Origin of the sequence: Kitasatospora viridis (assembly GCF_007829815.1) — a bacterium.
GTDB classification, from domain to species: domain Bacteria; phylum Actinomycetota; class Actinomycetes; order Streptomycetales; family Streptomycetaceae; genus Kitasatospora; species Kitasatospora viridis.
In genome coordinates, this window is record NZ_VIWT01000001.1 from 4321641 (window position 1) to 4344039 (window position 22399).

The 22399-nt window shown below is 66.5% G+C and carries 20 protein-coding genes; 14 read left to right on the plus strand and 6 right to left on the minus strand.

The window, feature by feature from the left end; genetic code table 11:
• Positions 1 to 59 precede the first annotated feature (59 nt).
• From mrdA to FHX73_RS19460, 4 genes are all read left to right on the plus strand, one after another.
• The gene (gene mrdA, locus FHX73_RS19445) at positions 60 to 2279 is read left to right on the plus strand and encodes a penicillin-binding protein 2 (protein WP_145906204.1); all 2220 of its coding nucleotides are present in this window, start codon (positions 60 to 62) and stop codon (positions 2277 to 2279) included.
• Complete coding sequence (rodA, locus tag FHX73_RS19450; RefSeq protein WP_425461401.1) at positions 2276 to 3478, plus strand: rod shape-determining protein RodA; 1203 nt, start codon at positions 2276 to 2278, stop codon at positions 3476 to 3478. Before mrdA ends, rodA begins: the two co-directional genes overlap by 4 nt.
• 88 nt (positions 3479 to 3566) lie before the next feature.
• Complete coding sequence (locus FHX73_RS19455) at positions 3567 to 5525, plus strand: TIGR03960 family B12-binding radical SAM protein (protein WP_145906205.1); 1959 nt, start codon at positions 3567 to 3569, stop codon at positions 5523 to 5525.
• 506 nt (positions 5526 to 6031) lie between these two features.
• Positions 6032 to 9898, plus strand: coding sequence for an NACHT domain-containing protein (locus FHX73_RS19460; RefSeq protein WP_145906206.1), 3867 nt, complete (start codon positions 6032 to 6034; stop codon positions 9896 to 9898).
• Positions 9899 to 9972: 74 nt separating this feature from the next.
• On the opposite strand, the gene FHX73_RS19465 is transcribed toward FHX73_RS19460, so the two are convergent.
• Positions 9973 to 11331 (minus strand): NsdA family TPR-like regulatory protein, encoded by a 1359-nt coding sequence (locus FHX73_RS19465; protein WP_145906207.1) that lies wholly within the window; start codon positions 11329 to 11331, stop codon positions 9973 to 9975.
• Between the two features lie 153 nt (positions 11332 to 11484).
• Between FHX73_RS19465 and FHX73_RS19470 the strand changes: the two genes are divergently transcribed.
• The 4 genes from FHX73_RS19470 (at position 11485) to FHX73_RS19480 (ending at position 12996) form a co-directional block, all read left to right on the plus strand.
• Positions 11485 to 11931 carry an ATP-binding protein gene (locus FHX73_RS19470; RefSeq protein WP_145906208.1) on the plus strand — a complete coding sequence of 149 codons (447 nt, stop codon included), beginning with the start codon at positions 11485 to 11487 and terminating at the stop codon, positions 11929 to 11931.
• A complete protein-coding gene (locus FHX73_RS44745; RefSeq protein WP_170304962.1) occupies positions 11931 to 12074 on the plus strand; it encodes a hypothetical protein in 144 nt (47 codons plus the stop codon). The genes FHX73_RS19470 and FHX73_RS44745 overlap by 1 nt, the downstream gene beginning before the upstream one ends.
• Complete coding sequence (locus FHX73_RS19475) at positions 12071 to 12430, plus strand: hypothetical protein (protein ID WP_145906209.1); 360 nt, start codon at positions 12071 to 12073, stop codon at positions 12428 to 12430. Before FHX73_RS44745 ends, FHX73_RS19475 begins: the two co-directional genes overlap by 4 nt.
• 245 nt (positions 12431 to 12675) lie before the next feature.
• On the plus strand, positions 12676 to 12996 hold the full coding sequence (locus FHX73_RS19480; RefSeq protein WP_145906210.1) for a hypothetical protein: 321 nt from the start codon (positions 12676 to 12678) through the stop codon (positions 12994 to 12996).
• Between the two features lie 443 nt (positions 12997 to 13439).
• On the opposite strand, the gene FHX73_RS19485 is transcribed toward FHX73_RS19480, so the two are convergent.
• Complete coding sequence (locus tag FHX73_RS19485) at positions 13440 to 14216, minus strand: GntR family transcriptional regulator (protein WP_145906211.1); 777 nt, start codon at positions 14214 to 14216, stop codon at positions 13440 to 13442.
• A gap of 247 nt (positions 14217 to 14463) precedes the next feature.
• On the opposite strand from FHX73_RS19485, the gene FHX73_RS19490 reads away from it, so the two are divergent.
• The 6 genes from FHX73_RS19490 to FHX73_RS44750 are packed head-to-tail and all read left to right on the plus strand — an operon-like array spanning position 14464 to position 18053.
• Entirely contained in the window at positions 14464 to 14823 is a 360-nt protein-coding gene (locus FHX73_RS19490) for an SCO3933 family regulatory protein (protein WP_145906212.1), read from the plus strand.
• Positions 14820 to 15035: a hypothetical protein gene (locus tag FHX73_RS19495; RefSeq protein WP_145906213.1), complete on the plus strand. Its 216-nt coding sequence runs from the start codon at positions 14820 to 14822 to the stop codon at positions 15033 to 15035. Before FHX73_RS19490 ends, FHX73_RS19495 begins: the two co-directional genes overlap by 4 nt.
• Entirely contained in the window at positions 15035 to 16318 is a 1284-nt protein-coding gene (locus FHX73_RS19500) for an FtsK/SpoIIIE domain-containing protein (RefSeq protein ID WP_145906214.1), read from the plus strand. The genes FHX73_RS19495 and FHX73_RS19500 overlap by 1 nt, the downstream gene beginning before the upstream one ends.
• Positions 16315 to 16506 carry a hypothetical protein gene (locus FHX73_RS19505; protein ID WP_145906215.1) on the plus strand — a complete coding sequence of 64 codons (192 nt, stop codon included), beginning with the start codon at positions 16315 to 16317 and terminating at the stop codon, positions 16504 to 16506. Before FHX73_RS19500 ends, FHX73_RS19505 begins: the two co-directional genes overlap by 4 nt.
• 3 nt (positions 16507 to 16509) lie before the next feature.
• The gene (locus tag FHX73_RS19510) at positions 16510 to 17916 is read left to right on the plus strand and encodes a replication initiator (RefSeq protein WP_281292691.1); all 1407 of its coding nucleotides are present in this window, start codon (positions 16510 to 16512) and stop codon (positions 17914 to 17916) included.
• The gene (locus FHX73_RS44750) at positions 17913 to 18053 is read left to right on the plus strand and encodes a hypothetical protein (protein WP_170304963.1); all 141 of its coding nucleotides are present in this window, start codon (positions 17913 to 17915) and stop codon (positions 18051 to 18053) included. The genes FHX73_RS19510 and FHX73_RS44750 overlap by 4 nt, the downstream gene beginning before the upstream one ends.
• Before the next feature lie 121 nt (positions 18054 to 18174).
• Here the strand turns inward: FHX73_RS44750 and FHX73_RS19515 are convergent, their stop codons facing one another.
• From FHX73_RS19515 to FHX73_RS19530, 4 genes are all read right to left on the minus strand, one after another.
• Positions 18175 to 19008 (minus strand): hypothetical protein, encoded by an 834-nt coding sequence (locus FHX73_RS19515; protein WP_342795309.1) that lies wholly within the window; start codon positions 19006 to 19008, stop codon positions 18175 to 18177.
• A gap of 305 nt (positions 19009 to 19313) precedes the next feature.
• Positions 19314 to 19802, minus strand: a complete 489-nt coding sequence (locus FHX73_RS19520; protein WP_170304964.1) for a hypothetical protein — start codon at positions 19800 to 19802, stop codon at positions 19314 to 19316.
• Positions 19803 to 19943: 141 nt separating this feature from the next.
• On the minus strand, positions 19944 to 21602 hold the full coding sequence (locus FHX73_RS19525; protein ID WP_145906217.1) for a recombinase family protein: 1659 nt from the start codon (positions 21600 to 21602) through the stop codon (positions 19944 to 19946).
• A gap of 228 nt (positions 21603 to 21830) precedes the next feature.
• Entirely contained in the window at positions 21831 to 22187 is a 357-nt protein-coding gene (locus FHX73_RS19530; protein WP_145906218.1) for a hypothetical protein, read from the minus strand.
• Positions 22188 to 22399: the final 212 nt, after the last annotated feature.

Here is a 22399-nt window from a genome sequence, read left to right on the forward strand (position 1 = left end):
GCCTGACCGAACCGCACGCCTGACCGAACCGCACGTCTGACCCAGGGGAGACCTCAGCCGTGAGCAACATCCCGGAGACCGGCCGCACCCGCCGGCTGACGATCCGTCTGGTGGTGCTGCAGATCCTGGTGCTCTCGCTGCTCGCCACGCTCGGCGGGCGCCTGTGGTACCTGCAGATCCGCAACGGCAGCGAGTACACCTCCCAGGCGTCGAACAACCACATCCGCGAGGTGGTCGACCCGGCCGTGCGCGGCGAGATCCTCGACGCCAACGGCAAGGTGCTGGCCGGCAACCAGACCAAGCTGGTGGTCTCGGTCTCGCGCACCTCGCTGCTGCAGCAGAAGGACCACGGCAAGGCGGTGCTGGGCCGGCTGGCCCAGGTGCTCGGCATGGACCCGAAGGACGTCTCCGACAAGGTCCGGCTCTGCGACGCCAAGACCCCGCAGCCCTGCTGGAACGGCTCGCCCTACCAGCCGATCCCGGTGACCGACCAGGCCACCACCCAGCAGGCGATGCAGATAATGGAACGCCGCGAGGACTTCCCCGGCATCACCGCGCAGCCCACGGCGGTGCGCCAGTACCCGGCCCCGGACGGCGCCAACGCCGCCCAGGTGCTCGGCTACCTCTCCCCGGTGACCGACGACGAGGTCAGCAAGACCGCCGACAAGACCGGCAAGGCCAAGTACCTGCCCTCCGACGAGATCGGCCGGGCCGGCCTGGAGTCGGTCTACGACACCGACCTGCGCGGCACCACCGGGGTGGACCGGCTGGAGGTGGACAACCTCGGCCGGGTGATCGGCAGCGCCGGCAACACCCCAGCCCAGCCCGGCGACAACGTGGTCACCAGCATCGACTCCCGGGTGCAGAAGGTGGTCGAGAACAACCTGGTGCAGGCGATGAACGACGCGCGCGCCCAGTTCGACACCGTGACCAACCGGAACTTCGTGGCCGACTCCGGCGCGGCCATAGTGATGGACGTGCACACCGGCCGGATCATCGCGATGGCCAGCGCGCCGACCTACGACCCCAACCTCTGGGTCGGCGGCATCTCCGCCAAGGACTACGCGAACCTGACCAGCCAGGACTCCGACTTCCCGCTGCTGAACCGGGCGATCCAGGGCCAGTCGGCCCCCGGCTCGACCTTCAAGGTGGTCTCCACCTCGGCCGCCGTCCAGGCCGGCTACTCGCTGGACGGCCACTACCCGTGCCCGTCGAGCCTGACCATCGGCGGCCGCGAGTTCAAGAACTTCGAGGGCGAGTCCGCCGGTGACATCTCGCTGGAGAAGGCGCTGGAGATCTCCTGCGACACCGTCTTCTACGGCCTCTCCTACGACCAGTGGATGAAGGACGGCGGGATCAAGCCCAAGGCCAACCCCGCCGACTGGTTCTACAAGACGGCCCACCAGTTCGGCCTCGGCGCCAAGACCGGCATCGACCTGCCGGCCGAGGTGACCGGCCGGGTGCCCGACCGCCAGTGGAAGACCGACTTCTTCAACGCCAACAAGGACGCCTGGTGCAAGCAGGCGGCCGGCGGCGGCACCGACTACGCCACCCAGATCGCCCGCGAGAACTGCGTGGACGGCAACGTGCTGCGCGCCGGTGACTCGGTCAACTACGCGATCGGCCAGGGCGACACCCTGGTCACCCCGGTGCAGATGGCCCGGATCTACTCGGCGCTCGCCAACGGCGGCACGCTCTACCAGCCCTCGGTGGCCAAGGCGATCGTCACCCCGAGCGGTCAGCTGGTCCGCGACATCGCCCCGGTGGTCGCCGGCAAGCTGCCCGACGACCAGAAGACCCTGCAGTACATCAACCAGGCCACCGCCGGCGTCATCACCGAGGGCACCGCGGCCTGGAAGTTCACCGGCGCCGGCTGGCCGCAGGACAAGATCCAGCTGCACGCCAAGACCGGCACCGCCGAGGTCTACGGCAAGCAGACCACCTCCTGGCTGGCCACCTACAGCAACGACTACGCGGTGATCATGACGATCAGTCAGGCCGGCACCGGCTCCGGCGGTTCCGGTGACGCGGTCCGCAAGATCTACCAGGCGCTGTACGGCGTGGACGACAAGGGCGCGATCGACAACAGCAAGGCGCTGCTGCCGACCCCGCAGACCCAGCTGCCCAAGTTCAACCCGGACGGCACCGCGGTGCTGCCGCAGGCCTCCTTCGACTACCCGGTCCCGGCCCCGGCCCTCGCGCCGTCCGCCGTCGACCAGCTCGCCGTCGAGCCCGACCGGTCCAGCTCCAACCGGTCCTACGGAAGGAGTCGGGTGTGACCTCCTCCTACGGTTCCTACCGTCCGCTGCGGTTCAGCCCCGAACGCGGCCCGCTGGCCCGGGCGCTGGCCAAGGACGCCCCGCTGCGCCGGCTCGACTGGATAATGGTGCTGGCCGCGCTGGCCCTCTCGCTGGGCAGCTCGCTGCTGGTCTGGTCGGCCACCCGGGGACGCGACTCGCTCACCCACGGGGATCCGCAGTACTTCCTCTACCGGCACCTCACCAACCTGATGATGGGTCTGGTGCTGTTCGGCGTCGCCGTGGCGATAGGGCACCACCGGATCCGCGCCGCCGTGCCGCTGCTCTACCTGGCGGCGGTCCTGCTGCTGCTAGCCACCCTGAGCCCGCTCGGCTCGACGGTCAACGGCGCGCACTCCTGGATCCAGTTCGGCGGCGGGTTCTCGATCCAGCCCGCCGAGTTCGCCAAGCTGGCGATCGTGCTCGGCATGGCGATGGTGCTCTCCTCCCGGGTCGACTCGGGGGAGCGGGAGATCCCCAACGACCGGAGCGTGCTGCAGGCGCTGGTGCTCGGCGCGATCCCGATGGGGATCGTGCTGATAATGCCGGACCTGGGCTCCGTCATGGTGATGACGGTGACCATCCTCGGCATCCTGCTGGCGGCCGGCGCCCCCAACCGGTGGCTCTTCGGCCTGCTGGCGGCCGGCGGGCTCGGTGCGACGGCCGTCTGGAAGCTCGGCGTCCTGAGCAAGTACCAGATCGACCGGTTCGCGGCCTTCGCCAACCCGAAGCTGGACCCCGCGGGCGTGGGCTACAACACCGCCCAGGCCCGGATCGCGATCGGCTCCGGCGGGCTCACCGGCAAGGGCCTGTTCCACGGCACCCAGACCATAGGGCAGTTCGTCCCCGAGCAGCAGACCGACTTCGTCTTCACGGTGGCCGGCGAGGAGCTCGGGTTCATCGGCGGCCTGGCGATCATCCTGCTGGTCGGCGTCATCCTCTGGCGGGCCTGCCGGATCGCCCGCCAGGCCACCGACCTGTTCGGCACCGTCGTGGCCGGCGGGGTGACCACCTGGTTCGCCTTCCAGTCCTTCGAGAACATCGGGATGACGCTCGGCATCATGCCGGTGGCCGGCATCCCACTGCCGTTCGTCAGCTACGGCGGTTCCTCGATGTTCGCGGGCTGGATCGCCATCGGGCTGCTCCAGGCGGTGCGCACCCAGCGGCCGATCGCGGGCTGATCGAGGACTGATCGGCTGGCCGGACCGATTCGCCGGACCCGGTATCCTTGAGGGTCATCCCCTGCTCCCCAACCAAAGGGTCCACCGCATGCCTGTCGAGTCGGTCTTCCCACGCCTGGAGGCCCTCCTCCCGCACGTTCAGAAGCCGATCCAGTACGTCGGCGGCGAGCTGAACTCGACCGTCAAGGAGTGGGACGCCTGCGACGTCCGCTGGGCGCTCATGTACCCGGACGCGTACGAGGTCGGGCTGCCCAACCAGGGCGTCATGATCCTCTACGAGGTGCTGAACGAGCAGGACGGCGTGCTGGCCGAGCGCACCTACAGCGTCTGGCCGGACCTGGAGGCGCTGATGCGCGAGCACGGCGTGCCCCAGTTCACCGTCGACGCGCACCGCCCGGTCAAGGACTTCGACTTCTTCGGCCTGTCCTTCTCCACCGAGCTCGGCTACACCAACATGCTGGCCGCGCTCGACCTGTCGGGCATCCCGCTGCTCGCCGCCGACCGGACCGAGGAGCACCCGGTCGTGCTGGCCGGCGGCCACGCCGCGTTCAACCCCGAGCCGATCGCCGACTTCCTCGACGCGGCCGTGGTCGGCGACGGCGAGCAGGCGGTGCTCGACATCACCCGGATCACCAAGGAGTGGAAGGCCGAGGGCCGCCCCGGCGGCCGCGACGAACTGCTGCTCCGGCTGGCCCGCACCGGCGGCGTCTACGTGCCCAGGTTCTACGACGTCGAGTACCTGCCGGACGGCCGGATCGCCCGCGTGGTGCCCAACCGGGCCGGCGTGCCGTGGCGCGTCTCCAAGCACACCGTCATGGACCTCGACGAGTGGCCCTACCCCAAGCAGCCCCTGGTCCCGCTGGCCGAGACCGTGCACGAGCGGATGTCCGTGGAGATCTTCCGCGGCTGCACCCGCGGCTGCCGGTTCTGCCAGGCCGGCATGATCACGCGCCCCGTGCGGGAGCGAAGCATCACCGGCATCGGCGAGATGGTCGAGCGCGGCCTCAAGGCCACCGGCTTCGAGGAGGTCGGCCTGCTCTCGCTCTCCAGCGCCGACCACACCGAGATCGGCGACGTCGCCAAGGGCCTGGCCGACCGCTACGCCGAGGACAAGATCGGCCTCTCGCTGCCCTCCACCCGGGTCGACGCCTTCAACATCGACCTGGCCAACGAGCTCAGCCGCAACGGCCGCCGCTCCGGCCTGACCTTCGCGCCCGAGGGCGGCTCCGAGCGGATCCGCAAGGTGATCAACAAGATGGTGTCCGAGGAGGACCTCATCAACACGGTCGCCACCGCCTACGGCAACGGCTGGCGCCAGGTGAAGCTCTACTTCATGTGCGGCCTGCCCACCGAGACCGACGACGACGTGCTGCAGATCGCCGAGATGGCCAAGAACGTGATCCAGAAGGGTCGCGAGGTCACCGGTCAGAACGACATCCGCTGCACCGTCTCGATCGGCGGCTTCGTGCCCAAGCCGCACACCCCGTTCCAGTGGGCCCCGCAGCTCAGCGCCGAGGAGACCGACGCCCGCCTCGCCAAGCTGCGCGACGCCATCCGCAACGACCGCAAGTACGGCAAGAACATCGGCTTCCGCTACCACGACGGCAAGCCCGGCATCGTCGAGGGCCTGCTCTCCCGCGGCGACCGCCGCCTCGGCGCCGTGATCCGCGCCGTCTACGAGGACGGCGGCCGCTTCGACGGCTGGCGCGAGCACTTCTCCTTCGACCGCTGGATGACCGCTGCCGAGAAGGGCCTCATCGGCACCGGCATCGACGTCTCCTGGTACACCACCCGCGAGCGCTCCTACGAGGAGGTCCTCCCCTGGGACCACCTGGACAGCGGCCTCGACAAGGACTGGCTCTGGGAGGACTGGCAGGACGCCCTCGAAGAGGTCGAGGTCGACGACTGCCGCTGGACGCCGTGCTTCGACTGCGGCGTGTGCCCGCAGATGGACACGGCCATACAAATCGGCCCCACGGGCAAGAAGCTGCTGCCGCTGACGGTGGTCAACACGGGCGTTGAGCAGCCGAAAGGCGCCCATGCGTGACGGACGTCCTGCGCGAGCTGTGTGACGTACTTCACGCCCTCTCCGACGCCGAGCGGGTCACTCTTTTGGGTGAACTCGGCGTCGGGGAGGGGGCCCGGAAAGGTGAAGTGGGGGAGGGGCGAGGGCGGCCGGCGGAGGGGGTTCCCACGCCACTGCCGGGGCCTCGGGAGGGGGACGGCGTGGTGAGTGAGATCGAGTGGGTGTGATGGTCAGGAGTCTGCGCCACTGAGGCTCCGCCTCCGTTAGCTACTAGGGGCGGCACGCTGCGGCTCGGGAGACTCTCGTAGGTCCAGTTTGCCTAGTCCAGCAGCTTGGCTTCGCGGGACGGTGAGACGGATCAGCGGGATTCGAAGGCCGTCGATCTGCTGTGCCCTGCAAGGGGTAGCTACAGGAGGTTGTATTTTCCTACGGATCTAGTCGCGGCTTTAGTAGATGACCTGAACGGCCCTTTGAGCGATTTGCGAGAACGCTGCGCGTGACCACAGCCGCTAGGCCATACTGCGCGTATGAAGTTTGACCTCTCCAAGCTCGGGCCACGAGAGTTTGAGAACCTCGCCCAAACGCTTGCTGTTGCTGAGTTCGGCTCCACGGTAACGATCTTTGGCCCAGGGCCGGACGGAGGACGCGAAGCAGCCTTCGATGGCAGCGTGACTGCTGGCGAGAACGGGCCCACTTGGAACGGCTATGTAGTCCTCCAGGCCAAGTACTGCGAGAGTAGTTCGACGCCTCAGAAAGACGCCACATGGCTTATTAAGCAGATCCGCGAGGAGATGAAGTCATGGAAATCATCTAAGCGACGCTCAAGGAGGCCAGACTATATACTCTTCATCACAAATGTCAGCCTCTCAGGTGTTCCCAATACAGGAGGTCTAGACCGAGTCGCCAGAGAGCTAGATTCTCAGTGCTCATCACTGGGCATGAAAGGCTGGCATATCTGGCACTCGGAAAGTGTTGGCCGGCTGCTGGAAAAATACCCGGATATTCGTACGAGTTATGCGTCCTGGGTTCTCCCTGGAGATGTTCTTTCGGAGCTTCATTCTCATCTGAGCCACCGAAAGCGGGAAGTTGGACGAGCGCTTCAGCGCTATCTAGCTAAGGAAATCCTTCGAGATCTGCATGTTAATCTTGATCAGGCAGGGTCGGCTGACGATTTGCAGATCTCGTTGGCGGATGTATTCGTAGACTTGCCTATCGGAGCACCCGGCGACTTTCAATCACGTGATAAGTTTACCGTTTTGAAGCGCCTAATTTCAGCCTGTGATAGGAAAGCGTCTAAGGTAGAAGATGGCTCCCCCAAGGACAGACACAGCCGCTTTGTACTAGTAGGCGGCCCAGGGCAAGGAAAAAGCACAGCCAGTCAGTTCCTGTGCCAGTTGTTCAGGGCCAAGCTCACAGCTGGGACGCCTGCTGGCCGTACGGCAGACATGGAAAAGGCCATTGAGCTGATTTTGGAGCATGCGAGCCGAGAGGGTTTGACTCCACGTGCTAATCGATGGCCAGTCAAAATTCCACTAACGCAACTAGCGGATGATCTCGCCCATGGGCGAGCCAAGTCAATTTTGCAGTTCATTGCGTCTAGGGTGTCTGACTCATCCGACGTAGTTGTAAACCCGCAGGATCTCCGTGACTGGCTCGGAGCATTTCCATGGCTAGTTTTGCTAGACGGGCTCGATGAAGTTCCTGTCTCCAGCAACAGAGATCAGGTCATGGCGGCTGTGACCGAGTTCATGATGGATACAGACGAGCTGGCTGCTGATGTCGTAACGGTTGCTACGACGAGACCTCAGGGATACACAGAGGACTTTTCTCCGGCGCACTATCTTCACCTGGAATTGAAGCCACTGAATAAGGAGCAGGCGCTGCATTATGCTCGCAAGCTCGCCGTGGCGCGACATGGTGCTCAGTCCGATCGCACAGAGCGTTTGATGAGTCGCCTAGAGCAGGCTGCTGACGAGGTATCGACTGCTCGGCTTATGTCGTCCCCGCTGCAGGTGACAATTATGGGCGTTCTGCTTGATCGCATGGGAAAGGCTCCGAAAGACAGATATACGCTCTTTAAGGATTACTACCGGGTGATCTATGAGCGTGAGCTTGAAAAAGAGGGATCGTCAACCAACCTCCTTCGTGACCATCGTGCTGACATTGACACTATTCATGCCGATGTCGGATTTCTGTTGCAGACACGAAGTGAGCGATCTGGCGATACGGAATCTCGTATTGAGATGGGCGAGTTCGGCACCATAATCAGGCGTCGGCTAGAGAGCGAGGGGCATGGAGGGGCTCAGCTCGAAGCATTGGCTAAGTCCATCAGCCGGGCTGCAACCGATCGTCTTGTTTTTCTCGTGCCATCTCGTGCCGAAGAGGTCGGATTCGAAATTCGATCACTTCAGGAGTTTTGGGCAGCGGACGCCTTGATGTCAGGGAGTGATGAGGATGTGCGGAGTCTGCTCCGGCTCATCTACGCAAGCTCTCATTGGCGAAATGTTTTCCTATTTGCTGTCGGCAAAGTATTTGCTGACAGGAGACATCTTCGCGATTCTGTAATCGCAATGGTGTCGGAGCTCAATAGCTATTCGTCACGCGAGGATTCCGTGACTCGCCGACTACTATTGGGCTCGCGGCTCTCTATTCATATCCTGGCGGATGGGATGGTCAAGTCGCCTAAGCATGAGTCTGTCCTGGTCGATCTTGCGCTAGGCCTTATGGCATATCCAGCTGTCAAGGAGCTTGAAGAGCTTGCTCCGGCTCTGAGTGAGAACGGTAAGGCAGTAGCCCAGGAGTATATCGACGGATGGATCCATGAGGGACGCAGAGCATCTGAGGCCCTCCTTGCCTTTCTAGCGACCCTTGCGGGGCTCGGGGATTCGTGGGCACTGGATAGGCTTCAGAGGATCTATGATGGCAGCGGAAATGAAATTCGGAGGAAGTATCTCGCGCTTGGCTTTGAGATGAACTCGACTGTACTTCTATCAATTTCGGCGACCCATCTACTGACGATCCAAATTAGCGATATTAGTCGACTTGCGGCCGGGCGCTGGAAGCGCGATTCTGGTCGGAGGCTCTCGCTTTCCGGGCTCCCGGATTGGTTTCGTAGAATCGTGGGATTCGTGGAGCATTCACATGACAACAGTGAATCGGCTCCGTATATTGTATTGGGCTCCACGCGCGTCGCATTGGGGTTGCAGCTCCTCGGAGGCAGCAGCCTATGGAAAGCGATGGACATCGATGGTATTCCAGATGGCCACTGGATTTCTATGGTCCATCGATTCAGTTCAGATCCGTCGACATTGGCGCTGGCCGCGGCCGTTTCGGCCATTGAGAGGGCGGGGGTGGACATGCGTTACGACGTACCGATGTTCCCGTGGCCCATTGGTGCAGCCTTGCATGGGATTGCAACTGGAGTTCTCAACCATGATGACTTGGCGGAGTCAACAGTTGTTGGAAGCGTCGAGGATTGGCTCAGAAATGAGAGCTCTTGGATTGGCGAAGTTGACCTTAAGGCCGTCACTGGTGAATTCCCCGCCTGCCTTCCAGGTGCCGACTCGTTCCTTCCCCTTTCTAGCGCCGTGGCCCGATTTCTCGATGGCCCGACACTCGAGGATGTAAAGCAGTGGATTCCAGGCGGATTGGATGCCATCTCCGCGTGTTCGGATAATATGCACCGTGCCTATTTGGCCCATATCGTAATGACTGCAGTATTCCATGGGTCCATGTTTTCTCGCAGTAGATTGCCTCGCAATGTATGGGGAGAAGAAGAGGTGCGGTGCCTCCAGCAGCTCTCGGAGTTTGCGCTGGCATGGAGGGGGCGTGCTGACCTGCGGTGGGTCAGTAAACTCAAGACAGTTGACGGGAACCTTATTAACTGGCTCGATCAGATCGGTCGAGAGTGGGCGGGAAATGTCTGGGTTTATCGGCCGCCAGCCGCAGTGTCCCGGGCATGGGTGAGTGATTTTTCGATGACTGGACTTGGTGTTCTCGTGTCTTTCTCAAGCCTAGATAGCCTGCCGAAGACAGCGCTGGCCAAGGTGCGACGTGAATGGAAAGCTGTCAGGCGTGGAGAAATCACGGACGCGCGCCGGCGTGGTTTGGCGGCCCTGGCAGTCTCGTCATTCGACCCCTGTGTAGATCTCGGGGACTTGAATGATCGTCTGTCATCACTCGTTGATGGTGTTAGAGCAGGTGCTTTCGATGTGGACGCGGCCATCGAGCAGATGCAACTCGCACATGATCCGCTGCAGCATAAGCTGCTCCTAGAGTTCCTAGACGCCCTGGATGAAGTGGGCTATGAAACGTGGGAATCGGCCTATGAACACCTTGTGAGTGACCAAACTAGTGTCTTGACAAGTATTGATTTTGCAAGTGTCAGGTCCTAATAGTAATTAGAACGCTTGTTGGCTATAGGTAGAGCCCCCTCGTGTTTAGGGGAGGGGGCTCTATGCGTCACAGCTTAGGCGGCGAGCAGTTGCCGAGCTCGCTCGCTGAAGTCGGCTACCAACGGGTGCTTGCCGAACGGTGTCATCTGGCGCTTGAGGTTCTGGACGGCGTCGACCGCGCGGGACGACTGCACCTGACTGGTGAGGCTCAGTGTCCGGAGGCCGGCTGCGTGCGCCGCTTCAAGGTCGCGGCGCTTGAGGTGCGAGACAGCGAGTGCAGCCTGCGACATCGCTCCGCGGCGGGCCCGCTTCTGAGCTCGCGCAGCGTCGATGGAGCGGCGGGCGTACAAGGCCGCCGTCTCTGGCTCGTCGATGTCCTGGAAGGTCTGGGCATGCTCGCCGTTGAGGTAAGCGGGGTCGATGAAGAGCGCCCACTCGGCTTCGTCGTCGGCCCCCGGGGCGACCTTGGCGTAGGCGGTCTCGGCCTGGGTGACCGCGTTCCGCGCGCCCTGCTTGTCGCCGAGCTTGGCGAGCGCCCGGCCTTCCAGCGTCCAGAGGTCGGCTAGGCAAGCGTTCGACTCCGGCGTCCGCGACAGGCCAGCGCGGCCGGCCTGGGCCAGGCGCCGACCCTCGTCAGGGTGCCCGAGAAGGGTCGCCTGGTCCGCCATCCCCGCGAGCACGTGCGCGCCGAGTGCCGGGTTGCCGGACTCCTCGGCGAGCCGGAGTGACTGGATCAGGTAGCGCTGGGCGGTGCCGTGCTCACCGTTGTCGTAGGACATCCACCCGAGCAGGTAGGTCTGTTCCGCGGCGGCTTCGGCGAGCGCGCGGCGGACGTCCTCGGTGTAGGTGCGGCGGAGCAGCGGGTAGACGTGCTCGTTGGTGTAGCTGGCCAGCGCGGTCCGGCCGGCGCCGCCGCCCTGGAAGATGTCCATCTCCTGGAAGGCGCCGAACATGCTCCGCACGGCGGCGACGTCTTCGAGGTGGACCCGGCGGCTCGGGTCCGACTGCTGGTCAAGAGTGCTCAGCAGCCAGTCGCGCGACGGGCCAACCGCCGCCGCGACTGCGAAAGTCGACCCGGTCAGGAATGTGCGTCGATCCACGTCAGCCCTCCCTAGCTCCGCAACGGCTTCCACCGTAGCGCCGTAGGACGGGTTGTAGACAAGTGATCGATCCGGGGCGGAGCCCGCTTCGAGGCCCAAGTCGTAGGTCGTCACGCGGAACCCGAAGTGCGCGGAGAACAGGTCGGCCAGGATCTCGGGCACAGGCTGACGGGGCGTCTGGCCTTCGAGCCAGCGCCTGACGCTGGACGTATCCGAGGTGATGTGCGGGTGTCCGAGGTCGGCCGCCTTCGCTTTGACTCTCCGAGCCAACTCGCCCCGCGACCAGCCGGTGCGGCTGAGCCAGTCCGTGAGCTGCGCGTTAGGTGATCCCATGGGCTCGCACTCCCGTTCGCTGGCCGTGGTGATTCACCACGGTTCAACACCCCTGACAACAGTACTGCTTGGAGCAACCGCGCGGTTCTCTGTATGTGCAGACAGCACGAAACACGCGGAGTTGACTTCGCGTCAGATTGCTAGGGAGCGGACGTGATCACAACGAGCGCCGTGGCCGAGCGAGACGAGAACGCACCCCCCTTGGTGGCCGAGACCTGGCTGCCCCGGAGCGAGCTCTCGCCGGCGCGAGCCCGCAAGCTGCTGACCGATCTGCTGGAGCGCGTCGACGGAGGGGAGCGCTTCAGCGAGAACGGCAGGGTGGTGGTAACGGAGCTGGTGTCCAACGCTGTGGCCCACGGGACCGAGCGCGGCAAGAAGGCGTTCGTCCACCTGGAGGCCGACGCCGGACACCTGCTGGTCGAAGTGCACGACGCCAGCGAGAACGAGCCGGTGCTGCGCGAGTTGGCGATCACGGCCGAGACTGGCCGCGGCATGCAGCTGGTCACCGCGCTCGCCGAGAGTTGGGGCTGGCGCCTGCGGACACCCGGCATCGGCAAGGTGGTCTGGGCGATCGTCCTCCCGGCGCAAGGGGGCAACTGATGCTCCGGAGTGGAGGGCTGCGGCGCTGCTACTACTGCGGCGCCGGGGTGGAGCGAGCTGCGGCCGTCCGGACCTTCCGGGTGGGGCTGCGCCTGGTGGTCGTCCATGACCGCCACCCTCGCGGACCGCAGGAGCGGAAGTGACCGGCGCCGATGGCCAGCTGGGGCCGGTTACGGTTCAGCTCGACTGCGACAGTCGGCCGGCGACGTTCACGCGACTGTCCGATGCCCTGTCGGCGGCTCGACATGGTCTGGCGTTGCTGTCGGTGTCCAGTATCGAGCGGCGTTGGTTGCAGGCCCTGCTGGAGAGTCCGACGGCGGAGGCCTTGGCGAGCGAGAACCTGCGCCGGTACGGGATCTGGGTGCTGTCCTACCGGATCGGCAACGTCGAGCATGAGCTGACGGTCCGCCCGGCGTCAGTGGTCACGGTCGAATCCGGTGCGGGCGGCGAGCGAGTAGGGCCGACGGAGGCCAGGGTCGGGGCGTCCGAACTTCGATGAGCTGGGCGCGGCCGGCACGCTTGTCCGCCGGTCGCACCCTTGAGCCGGGGGAGGCCTCGGGTGCGCCCCGCCGCGGGGCATGAGGGAAGGGCAGTGCCGGACCACCCCGAGTCCTTGGCGGGAAGGGGTGGTCCGGTGGGCGTTAACCCGGTGCCGATGGTACCGGGCGCGTCAGTGTGCCCGTATGCGGAATGCCATTCGGCGACTACTGGTCATCTGAAGTTCGCGACGAACCAGGGGAGTTGATGGCACTGAATGAGGACCGAGCGGCGGCTGGCGGCTGGGATCACGAGCTGGACCCGGAGGAATGGCTGTGGCTGACCGGAGTTGACTACGTGTCAGGATGGCGGGTCGCGCGAGATGCGGCGGCCGGGGTCAACACACTGCTCGCCGAGTGCGGGGTGGAGCGGACCGAGCTGCGGGCAGTCGCGGCCACCGACGCCGAGGGGCGGGGCTTCGTCAAGTTGGTCGGACTGCCGCAGGGTTGGCTCCGTCTGGAGGAACTGCTGCGGATCGCGGCGACCGGCGATGCCAACACGCCCTGCCGGGCAACGGATCAGCGCTGACCGCGCGAGCCGGCCCACGTGGACGGCGGCGCGAAGGTTTGGGCGGTGTCCTTGCGGGGTTGGGGTCGGGCATGGCCGGGGGGCCGTAAGCTGCTGCGGACTCGGTCAGGGCTTTTGGGCCTGACCGCAATGTGGCCGAGTGGCCCCCCGGTCTTGCTCGACTCGGGTCCCTGCCCGGCAAGGTGCGTAAACCTTCTCGACGGCGGCCACCCCGACCTGTGCGCGGCAGCCTGGCGCAGCCGGCCTGGGCGGAGCTGTTCTCCTGGTTGGCGCGCTCGCCGACGGGTGACCTGGCGCCCGGCCCGGAACGGCCGCAAGGCCGCATGCCCGGCCGGGGCGCCAAAGGGCGCCCGGCGGCGCGATGGCGCCGCCCTTGAGCAAGTAGAGAAGGTATGCGACAGCCCCGGCTGCCTGCTGGCGAACCGGGGCTTCAGCCTGCGGAGTTATCGGGTGGCTGTCTTCGCGGGGGCGTCGTGCGCCTCGACGGTGTAGCCGACGGCTGCCGACTCGGCGCCGAGCAGGGTGCGCTCCAGGATGAGCGGGAGGCCCTGGGCGCGGTCGACGGTGACCCGGTGGGTGACGAGCAGGGCGGCGGCCTCGGAGAGGTTGAGGGCGGACCGTTCGTCGGGCTGCGGGATCCGCGCGCTCACCTGCTCGTGCCAGGTCAGGTCATGGCCGGCCTTGGCGAGGATTGCGTAGACCTTCGCCGGGGCGACCGCCGGGGTGCGGACGAGCGAGGTCTCGCCTACGCGCTCCAGTGGCAGGACGAGCCGGTGCAGTGCCCGGGTGCCGGTGGCCGGGTCGGTGATGAGGCGGTCGCAGACGATGGTCAGCTCCTCCTCGTCCATACCGAGCAGAGGTGCGGTGACGGCGTCGGTCGGGGCCCGGTAGACGGTGGCCTCTTCCTTGCCCGTCCACCAGTGGTCGGTGGAGGTCTCGAAGCGGGTGCCGCGCCGAGTGATGGCCTGCTCGATGGTGGCGGCCGGGCCGTGGACGGCGTTGCGGACGAAGGTGCCCCGGCCCTGCTTCACGTCCAGCAGGCCCTCGGTCCGCAGCGCGGCGACCGCGAGTCGGACGGTCGGCCGGGAGACCCCGTAGGTCTCGGCCAGGTCGGTCTCGGTGGGCAGTTGACTGCCAGGCAGCCACTGGCCCTGGCTGATGGACTCGCGCATTGCTGCGGCGACCTGCTTGTGCAGCGCCTCGTTCCGGATGACTGCCATCGTGTGGGGCTCCTTTGGAGCGGGCGCCGGGGAGTGTCCCGCGTGGTGTGAGTGTCGTGGTGTCAGGTGCGTGGAGTGATCAACTGCCCAGGTCGGGCGCCTTCAGCGGTCTGTCGTTAGACGCTATGCGTTAAACGTAAGCATGAATCTCCTTGCATCGCGGGTCAAGCAGGTGCACCATCGGATGCAAAGGTAAGTACGTTTGACGACAGTCGTCATGCGTTGCCTTGAACTGAGGAGTGCTCTCATGCAGTCGATCCCCGTGGACACCGCCCGTCTGGGCACCATGACCTGCATCGTCGCGCCGGAGGTGCGGCTGGCCAACCGCGAGACCGGCGAGGTCCGGACCACCCGGGAAGGCGTCCCGGTCTACACGGTCGGGGTGGCGGTCCGTCAGGAAGGGCGCCGGGCCTCGATCATCGAGGTCAGCGTGAACGGTGAGCCCGCGGGCATCACCGAGGGAACCCGCGTCACGCTCACCGGCCTGGTCGCCTTCTCCTGGGCGATGGGCGACCGGCACGGCCTCTCGTTCCGAGCCGAGTCCATCACCCCCGCCCCCACGGCCCCCGCCGCTACCCCGGCCGGGCGCAAGGGCGCCGAGGCGTGAACGGCAGCCGAATCCGGGTGCGGCTCCGCCTCCTCCTCAACGAGCTGGGCGAGCTGGCCCCCGAGATCGACCCCTTCGCGCCGGACCACACGGGCGGCCTCCTGTACCCGCACATCGCCACGCTCGCCGACAAGGCGGCCGGGCTGGCCAGGGACATGGAGACCGACGCCGCGAACAGCCAGGCCGAGAACGGCGGACAGGAGGAACCCTGATGGGACTTGAGATTCTCTGGCTGCTGGTCCTGGCCGCCGCTGCCGGACTGGCCATCGCCGCCCCGGGACTGCGTGGCCACCGGCCGGACGTGTGGTGGTGCCTGATCGGCTACCCGGTCACCGTGCTCCGGGCCATGGCCACCTGGCGCCGACTCACCACGACCACTGGCCTGGCTGTGCCCCGCCGGCCCGCCCGGCTGCTGGTCGGCAGCGTTGTCCTCAAGGGCGACCCGCTCCGGCCGGTCCCGCCCCGGATGCGCCTGCCGCTGCTGCGACAGGGCGGCCTGGAAACCACGGTCCGGATGCACCCGGGACAGGTGCCGGCCGACTTCGCCCAGTACGCCGAAGCGCTCGCCCACGCCTGGCGGATGTTCGCCGTGCGGGTCGTTGCCGAAGGTCGGGGCTCCGTGCGCCTGGTCGCCCTGGCCTGGGACCCGTTGGCCTCGCCGAGGGTGCCCAAAGTCACCCAGTACGAACCGCTCCGGGCCGTGGTCGGGCGACGGGAGGACGGGGCCGTGTGGGCCATAGACCTGCACGTCGTGCCCCACTGGCTCGTCGTCGGCGCTACACGTTCCGGCAAGTCCACGCTAATCGCCGCCCTGGTCAAGCAGCTCGCGCCGCAACGGCTCGCGCTGTTCGGTATCGATCTCAAGGGCGGCATGGAACTCTCGCTGTTCGAGGTCCGGCTCTCCGAGCTCGCGCCGGACCGCTCGTCGGCGGCCCGCCTGCTGGCCCGCCTGGTTGCTGAGGCCGAAGCCCGGATGGCGCTCTGCCGCGCGGCCGGGGTCCGGGCCGTGAAGGACCTGCCCAAGCACCTCCGCCGGCCGCCGATCGTGCTCATCGTTGACGAGGTCGCCGAGCTGTACCTGATGGCCAGCCGCGACGACAAGGCCGAGGTCGCCGAGATCTCGACCAACCTGCTGCGGATCGCCCAGCTCGGCGCGGCCCTCGACGTGCACCTGGTCATCGCCGGACAGCGGGTCGGCTCGGACCTCGGACCCGGGGTCACCGCCCTTCGGGCCCAGCTCGGCGGGCGGGTCTGCCACCGCGTCAGCGACCCCGGCACTGCGGAGATGGCACTCGGCGACCTCTCCAAGGAAGCCCTGACGGCCGCCCAGCAGATCACCATGGCGCAGCAAGGCGTCGCCGTGGTCATCGGAGAGGACGGCCAGTGGATCCGGGCCCGCTCGATCCACGTAGCTCCGGAGGAAGCCCAGCGAGTCGCCCGCAAGTACGCCGAGTTCACCCCTGTGTGGCGCGAAGAGGAAGGGACCTACCGGTGACCGTCGACATCCCCCTGGTGTTCGTGCTGGGCATCTTCATCTACCTGCTCGTCCGCTCCGGCGAGCTGCGCACCTGGCACGTGGTCTTGGTCGGGGTGTTCGGCTTCTACCTGGCACACTCCCACCTGGCCGATCCGATCTCCGCCGGTGTCGGCTGGGTGGTCACCGGCCTCACCCACACGGCCTGAGCCGTGGCTGCCCATAACGACCCCGGCGCCCGTCGGGCCTACCTCGACCAAGAGGCGCGGCTGCGGGCCCTGCCCGACATTGACCGTGACCTCGTCCGCCTCGGCCAGTTGCCCGGTCTGCACCGCTGGCTGGACCAGATCCGGGCGACCGGCGGATGCGCCGCACCGATCTACCTCGCCGGACGGTCCGTCACCAGCGACGCCACCACGGGGGAGGTGCTGCGGGAGTACTCGACCGCCGGTGAGCCTGGCGCCCGGCTGGCCGTCCGCTGCCGCAACCGGCGAGCCGGCCGCTGCCCGCCCTGTTCGCGCGAACACGCCGGGGACACCTTCCACCTGGTCCGTGCGGGACTGGTCGGCGGGAAGGGTGTCCCCGACCGGGTCCGCACCCATCCCCGACTGTTCGTCACCCTGACCGCGCCGTCCTTCGGCAGCGTCCACCGCTCCGCCACCTGCCACCCGACCCGGCGCCGCCGCTGCCAGCACGGCGCCTCACTCGGCTGCGGCCGGTTCCACGACAGCGCGGACCCGGCCGTCGGACAGCCGCTCTGCCCCGACTGCTACGACTACACCGTCCACATCCTGTGGAACGCCCACGCACCCGCGCTCTGGAAAGCCTTCCGCGACAACCTCTACCACCACCTCGCCAACCGGGCGGGAGTCAGCCGCACCGCCGTCCGCAAGCTCGTGCGGGTCTCCGCTGCCAAGGTGACGGAGTACCAGCAGCGCGGCGCCGTCCACTTCCACGCCGTGATCCGCCTCGACGGCCCGACCGGCCCCGACAGCTCCCCGCCCGACTGGGCGACCGCCGGCCTGCTCCTCGAAGCCGTCCACACCGCCGCGGCAGCCGTCAGCCTCACCGCACCCGGCACCGAACGCCCGCTCCGCTTCGGCACCCAACTCGACGCCCACGAGCTGACCGGCCGCCCCAGCAGCCGAGTGACCGACGAAGCCGTGGCCGCCTACGTCGCCAAGTACTCCACCAAGAGCACCGACACCGCCGGCGCCCTCGACCGTCGCATCACCTCGCTCGCCGCCCTCGCCTCCGCGAACCTCACCCCACACGTCCGCGCCCTGGTCGAAACCGCCTGGCACCTCGGCAGCCGCCCCGACCTCCAGCACCTCCGCCTCCGTGCCTGGGCCCACATGCTCGGCTACCGCGGCCATTGCCTCACCAAGACCCGCGCCTTCTCCACCACCTACACCGCCCTCCGCACCGCCCGCGCCGACCACACCCGCGCCCACGAGCTCTACACCGACTGGGATACCGAGAGCATCACCGAAGCCGCCTGGCACTTCGTCGGCCAGGGGCACACCCCGGCCGAGCAGCTGATCGCGGCCGGCATCGCGGAGGACATCCTGATGAATCGGGAAGTTGCACGCGAGGAACGCGGCGGAGCGTCGAGATGAGCACTGTTCTGGAGGAGCAGTTGGCCCACCTCGGTGGCGACGGGTCTGGCGATCGGTCCCTGCTCGTCGAAAGCGAGATCGTCATCGTTGACGATCAAGGAAATGAAGAGCCGTACGTATCCGGGGAGCTCAAGTAGCCCGACACCGCACCTGAAGTAGAGACAGTCCTCAGGTGCGGTGTCCGGCGCATCCGGTACCCGAGGAGCCGTTGCTCCGGTGGTGCGGTCGGTACGGCTGCCAAATGACCCGCTCGTAGGACTACTGCATGTTCTCGAAATGCGGGTGGTCGAAGGACGTAGGGCAGACGTAGATCTGCATGTCGTAGCCGCGGCCTATCTGCACCATCGGCGGGTCTGATGGCCTGCGTAGCCCGACGGGGCCCGTAGGAGCCTCACGATCTTCGAGGGGGATCCAGCTACCGCTTCCGCCGTCCCACTCCCCAGAGCTGACGGTAAGCAGCGGTTGGTACTCGGCATTGCACGTCTCGCAGTGCATCGGCCAGGGGTCACAGAAGCTCCACGGGGCCCACCCGCCGACCTTCCACCCGGGAGCGACCGAGTGTTCGTACTGGTAGTAGGCACTGCCCGGGCTCCACTGTTCGTCCGGGTCGTCCGCAGCCCACACACCACGCCCCCAGTCATCGAGGCGCTCCAAGAGCTCCTCAGGCAGGTCAAGCGGGTACTCGGTGACGATCTCCGGGTGCAGGACACACGGCTCGGGAACGTAGTGCCCGTAGTGCTCGACGTCGGCGGGCTCGGGTGGATCGGTGAGCAACTTGCCGACGCTTCCGGAGTCGCGCCAGACCAGGTGTGCTGAGGGGAGCCCGCCGCTGTGATCGTTGGGGCACCAGAGAATCTGCAGGAGGTCCCTTCCCTCCGGGCCGGCGAGCCCCGGTATGTCCCGGACGTAGAACTGAGCGACTGGGAGCAAGGCGATCGGCTCGGAGTGCTTCGGATGCCCTGCTTGGAGCCTGGCAAGGACTGCGCGCTCTTCTGCGCTGAGCAGGGGCTCGTGAAGAGAAGTGCGGCGAAGCCATGCTGCTTCGAGCAAGGCCCGGCGCTGTCGGACGTCATCGAGTGATACCGGCAGCACTCTGCCGTGGTAGTGCTCCTTCGCGCAGACTGGCCATGCTTCCTCAGCCGGCCAGAGCAGCGGGCCGCCGATGGAGCTCTCGTGGGCAGTCGGTGTGCCCGGACGTGGGTGCAGACGGACTGCCTGCCGCGCCAGTGGAGCCAGCTCCGGAAACACTGACGCGATGTCAACCGGTCGAGGTGGGGTCGTTCTCGGCATCAGGACTCCTACAGCGGTCGCCTGTGATCTTCGGCCGGGACTCTATAGGGACCGCCCGACAGCCCGAACGCTCGTTGTACCTGGCGGTTCAACGAGCGGGCGAGTACTCACTCCGTGACGCCTTCCAGCGGGAGGCGGCCTCGGTAGTACTCGGACTCCAGCAACTCGTCCGTCACGAAGAGTGGACGTGTGAGTCGGGCTTCGTCGACCCGCTGGTCACGGAGAAGGATCCCGAGGCCGATCACGGCGAGCGATGCGTCCGGGGTGAACAGAATGCAGTTCCCGTGCTCGGCAGCATGGTCCAGTAGAAACTGCTGGGTGTGCCCAGGGTTGCTCCCGGCCAGGGGGAAGTCGGCCAGCCAGACCTGCGGACCGGTAACAGCGTCCAGCGCGATGCCTGCGAGGCGGCCGGCGTTGTAGAACACCTTCACGCCGTCCGGGAAGTCTTCTTGGCCGTAGAGGCCACCACCCCGCGACTGGGGACCGGGCACCTGCAAAGCCTTGGCAACTTCCGCCGGAGACATTCCGAAGAGCAACGGTCCCACGCCGATGCCGGGCCCCAGCACCCAGTTCTGCCGCTTCCCTGTCGCGGCCATTCTTCCACCCCCCCACCGGTGCGGTTTTCGTTGCATCAGCCTCTGTGCCGGGCAGCAAGATGCCAAACCAGCCGGCCGTGGGCCGATTGAAGAGGTCAGCGGTGCCGACTGCGAACGCCACCAAAGTGGTGGGCATGGCCATCAGAACACTTGCCCGAAGTCACCTTCCTTGATCACGAGCCGGTCCTTCACGTCCTTCGGGATCAGGAGACGCAGCTGCACCCTCGGGGCCCGTTGCCTCGGGATCTTCGTCCGGGTGACCTCGCACCGGATCCCCACCCTGAGCAGGTCGGCGGACATGGCCTCCATACCGCCCTCCTGCCAGCGGTCGCGGAAGGTCTTGCCGTTGTGCACGTTCTCCCACCGGTCCTGGGTTGTCGCCGGGTCGATGGCTTCGAGATCTGAGATCAGCTGGTCCAGGGTCTTCTGCGCCTGCTCCTGGGTGAAGCGAGTCCGGGAGTACCGGCCACCCGGCTCCAGGCCCTCCATGTAATACGCGATGGCTGCCTGGAGCCGCTTCTGCTCCCTCCGCGCCTCCGCGCCCTGGGCGTAGGCCCGGAGCCGTACTGGCTCGTCACCGAGCACCGAGAGGACGTCGGACACGAGCTTCGCGTAAATGATCTCTGGGTTCGGTGCTCCCTTGCCGCCACCTTTGCACTTCTGGCAGCGCAGGTAGGCGTAGTGCCGGACGATCTGCTCGGGGCTCGGCTCCGACGCGGTGACGACCGTGGCTGTGTTGGTCTGCTGCTGGACGGTCATGTTGCTCTTGCAGTCAGTACAGGTGAGCACGCCAAGGAACTTCGTCGCCCCACCTGGTTGCCGGGTCGGCTGGTTGCGAGAGCGCTGGTCCAGTCTCGCCTGGAGGGTGTCGTACTCCTCCTGGGAGAAGATCGGCGGGGCGACCCGGATCGGTTTGCCGTCCATCCCGAGGAGCAGTTTGGACCTGCGGACGCCGCCGTTCTTGTCCTCTTCTACCCGGTACCCGAGCAACGCCGGATTCCTGAGTCGGCGGATCAGGGTGCTGGTTGTCAGGCCAGGCCCGCAGAGGCCGGCGCGCTTGAGGACCTCGACCATCCGCCGTGCGGATACGTTCCGCAGCGCGGCGCCGTAGCACCAGCGCAGTGCCTTCTGTGCGTCCGTGTCGATCGCGAGGACCACGTTCCCGCTGTCGTCCTCGTCCGTCACGTATCCGTATGCGGGCTTGCCCACCAGCCATTCGCTCTGGGTCTTGGTGTAGTCCCAGAGGTTGGTCACGCGGGTGCTCGTGTTGTTGGCCTCGATCTCGGCCAAGCCGCCGATCACCGTCACCAGGATCTTGCCGATCGTGGTGGTCAGGTCGATCGGGTCGTTCTTGGAGATGAGGTTCTTGCCGTACTTCAGGCACCAGTCGATCATCGTGCTGAGGTCCGAGAGCCGGCGGATGAAGCGGTCCATCTTCCAGAACAGCAGGACGTCGAACTCCGGCACCCGGTTGTTCAGCCAGTCGCCGAGCTGCTTGCGCTTCCACGGCGGGACCTTCGTGGCCGACACGTTCAGGTCGCTCGCCACGCCCACGACCCGGTAGCCGTTGTTCCTCGCCAGGATCCGCAGGTCCAGCTCCTGGCGGATCGGGGAGGTCGTGTCCTCGGTCAGTACGGACAGCCGGACCGAGAGCAGCGCCCGCGGAGCGTCCTCGGGCAGCGCGGCCTCGTCCGCCTTCAGGTCGGCCAGGAGCTTGAGGTCTGCCTCGGTCCACTCGCTCTCTACGGAGTACTGCTCACGTGCTGCTGCGGAGCGCCCTCGCCCCCTGCGATTCCCCATGCGCAGAGCGTAAGAATGGATTTGGGACTGTGTCTATGTGCCCGCAGATGGACACGGCCATCCAGATCGGCCCCACCGGCAAGAAGCTGCTCCCCCTGACCGTGGTCAACCAGGGCACCGAGCAGCCGAAGAGCGCCCACGTGTGACGGACGTCCGGCACGAGTTGTGAGTAGCAGCACGCGGCCCCTCCCCGGTACGACGGGGAGGGGCCCGCTGTTTTCCCGGGGCTCAGTGCCAGTGGGGCTGGGACTCCCCGTTGAGGTACTCGCAGGTGATCGGTCGCCCGGCGGCGTCCGTGGTCGTCTGACCGACGTCGCTCTTGCGGCAGAACTCGCCCTCGCTGTAGCAGTTCCCGGCGTTGCTCCTGATGCTGCACTGCCCGCCGGCGCCCGTGCCGGCCGGGGCCTCGGAACTGGGCTGCAGGGTGACGGTGGGCGGCACGTAGGTGGCGGTCGGCAGGGCGGGGGCGCTGCTCGGTGCGCTGCTCAGGGTGGCTGGTGGGCTGGTGGGCGCCGAGGTCGGCGACGGTGACGGCATGGACGGTGACGGCATGGGGGAGGCGCTGGTGGTCGTCGGTGTGGTCACTGGTGTCGGTGTGCTGGTCGCTCCGGGCTTGGGCGCACCAGAGCCTGAGGTGCAGCCGGCGACGACCAGAAGGGCGGCGACTGCGAGCGCGACCGTGGCGGATCCGCGAGAGGGCATATCCGAACGGTAGGCAGGTGCTGCGCATACTGATCATTTGATTGGGCTGTTGGTGGGCTGGGGTCGGGCTGAACACCGTGCCCTCCCCGGCGCCC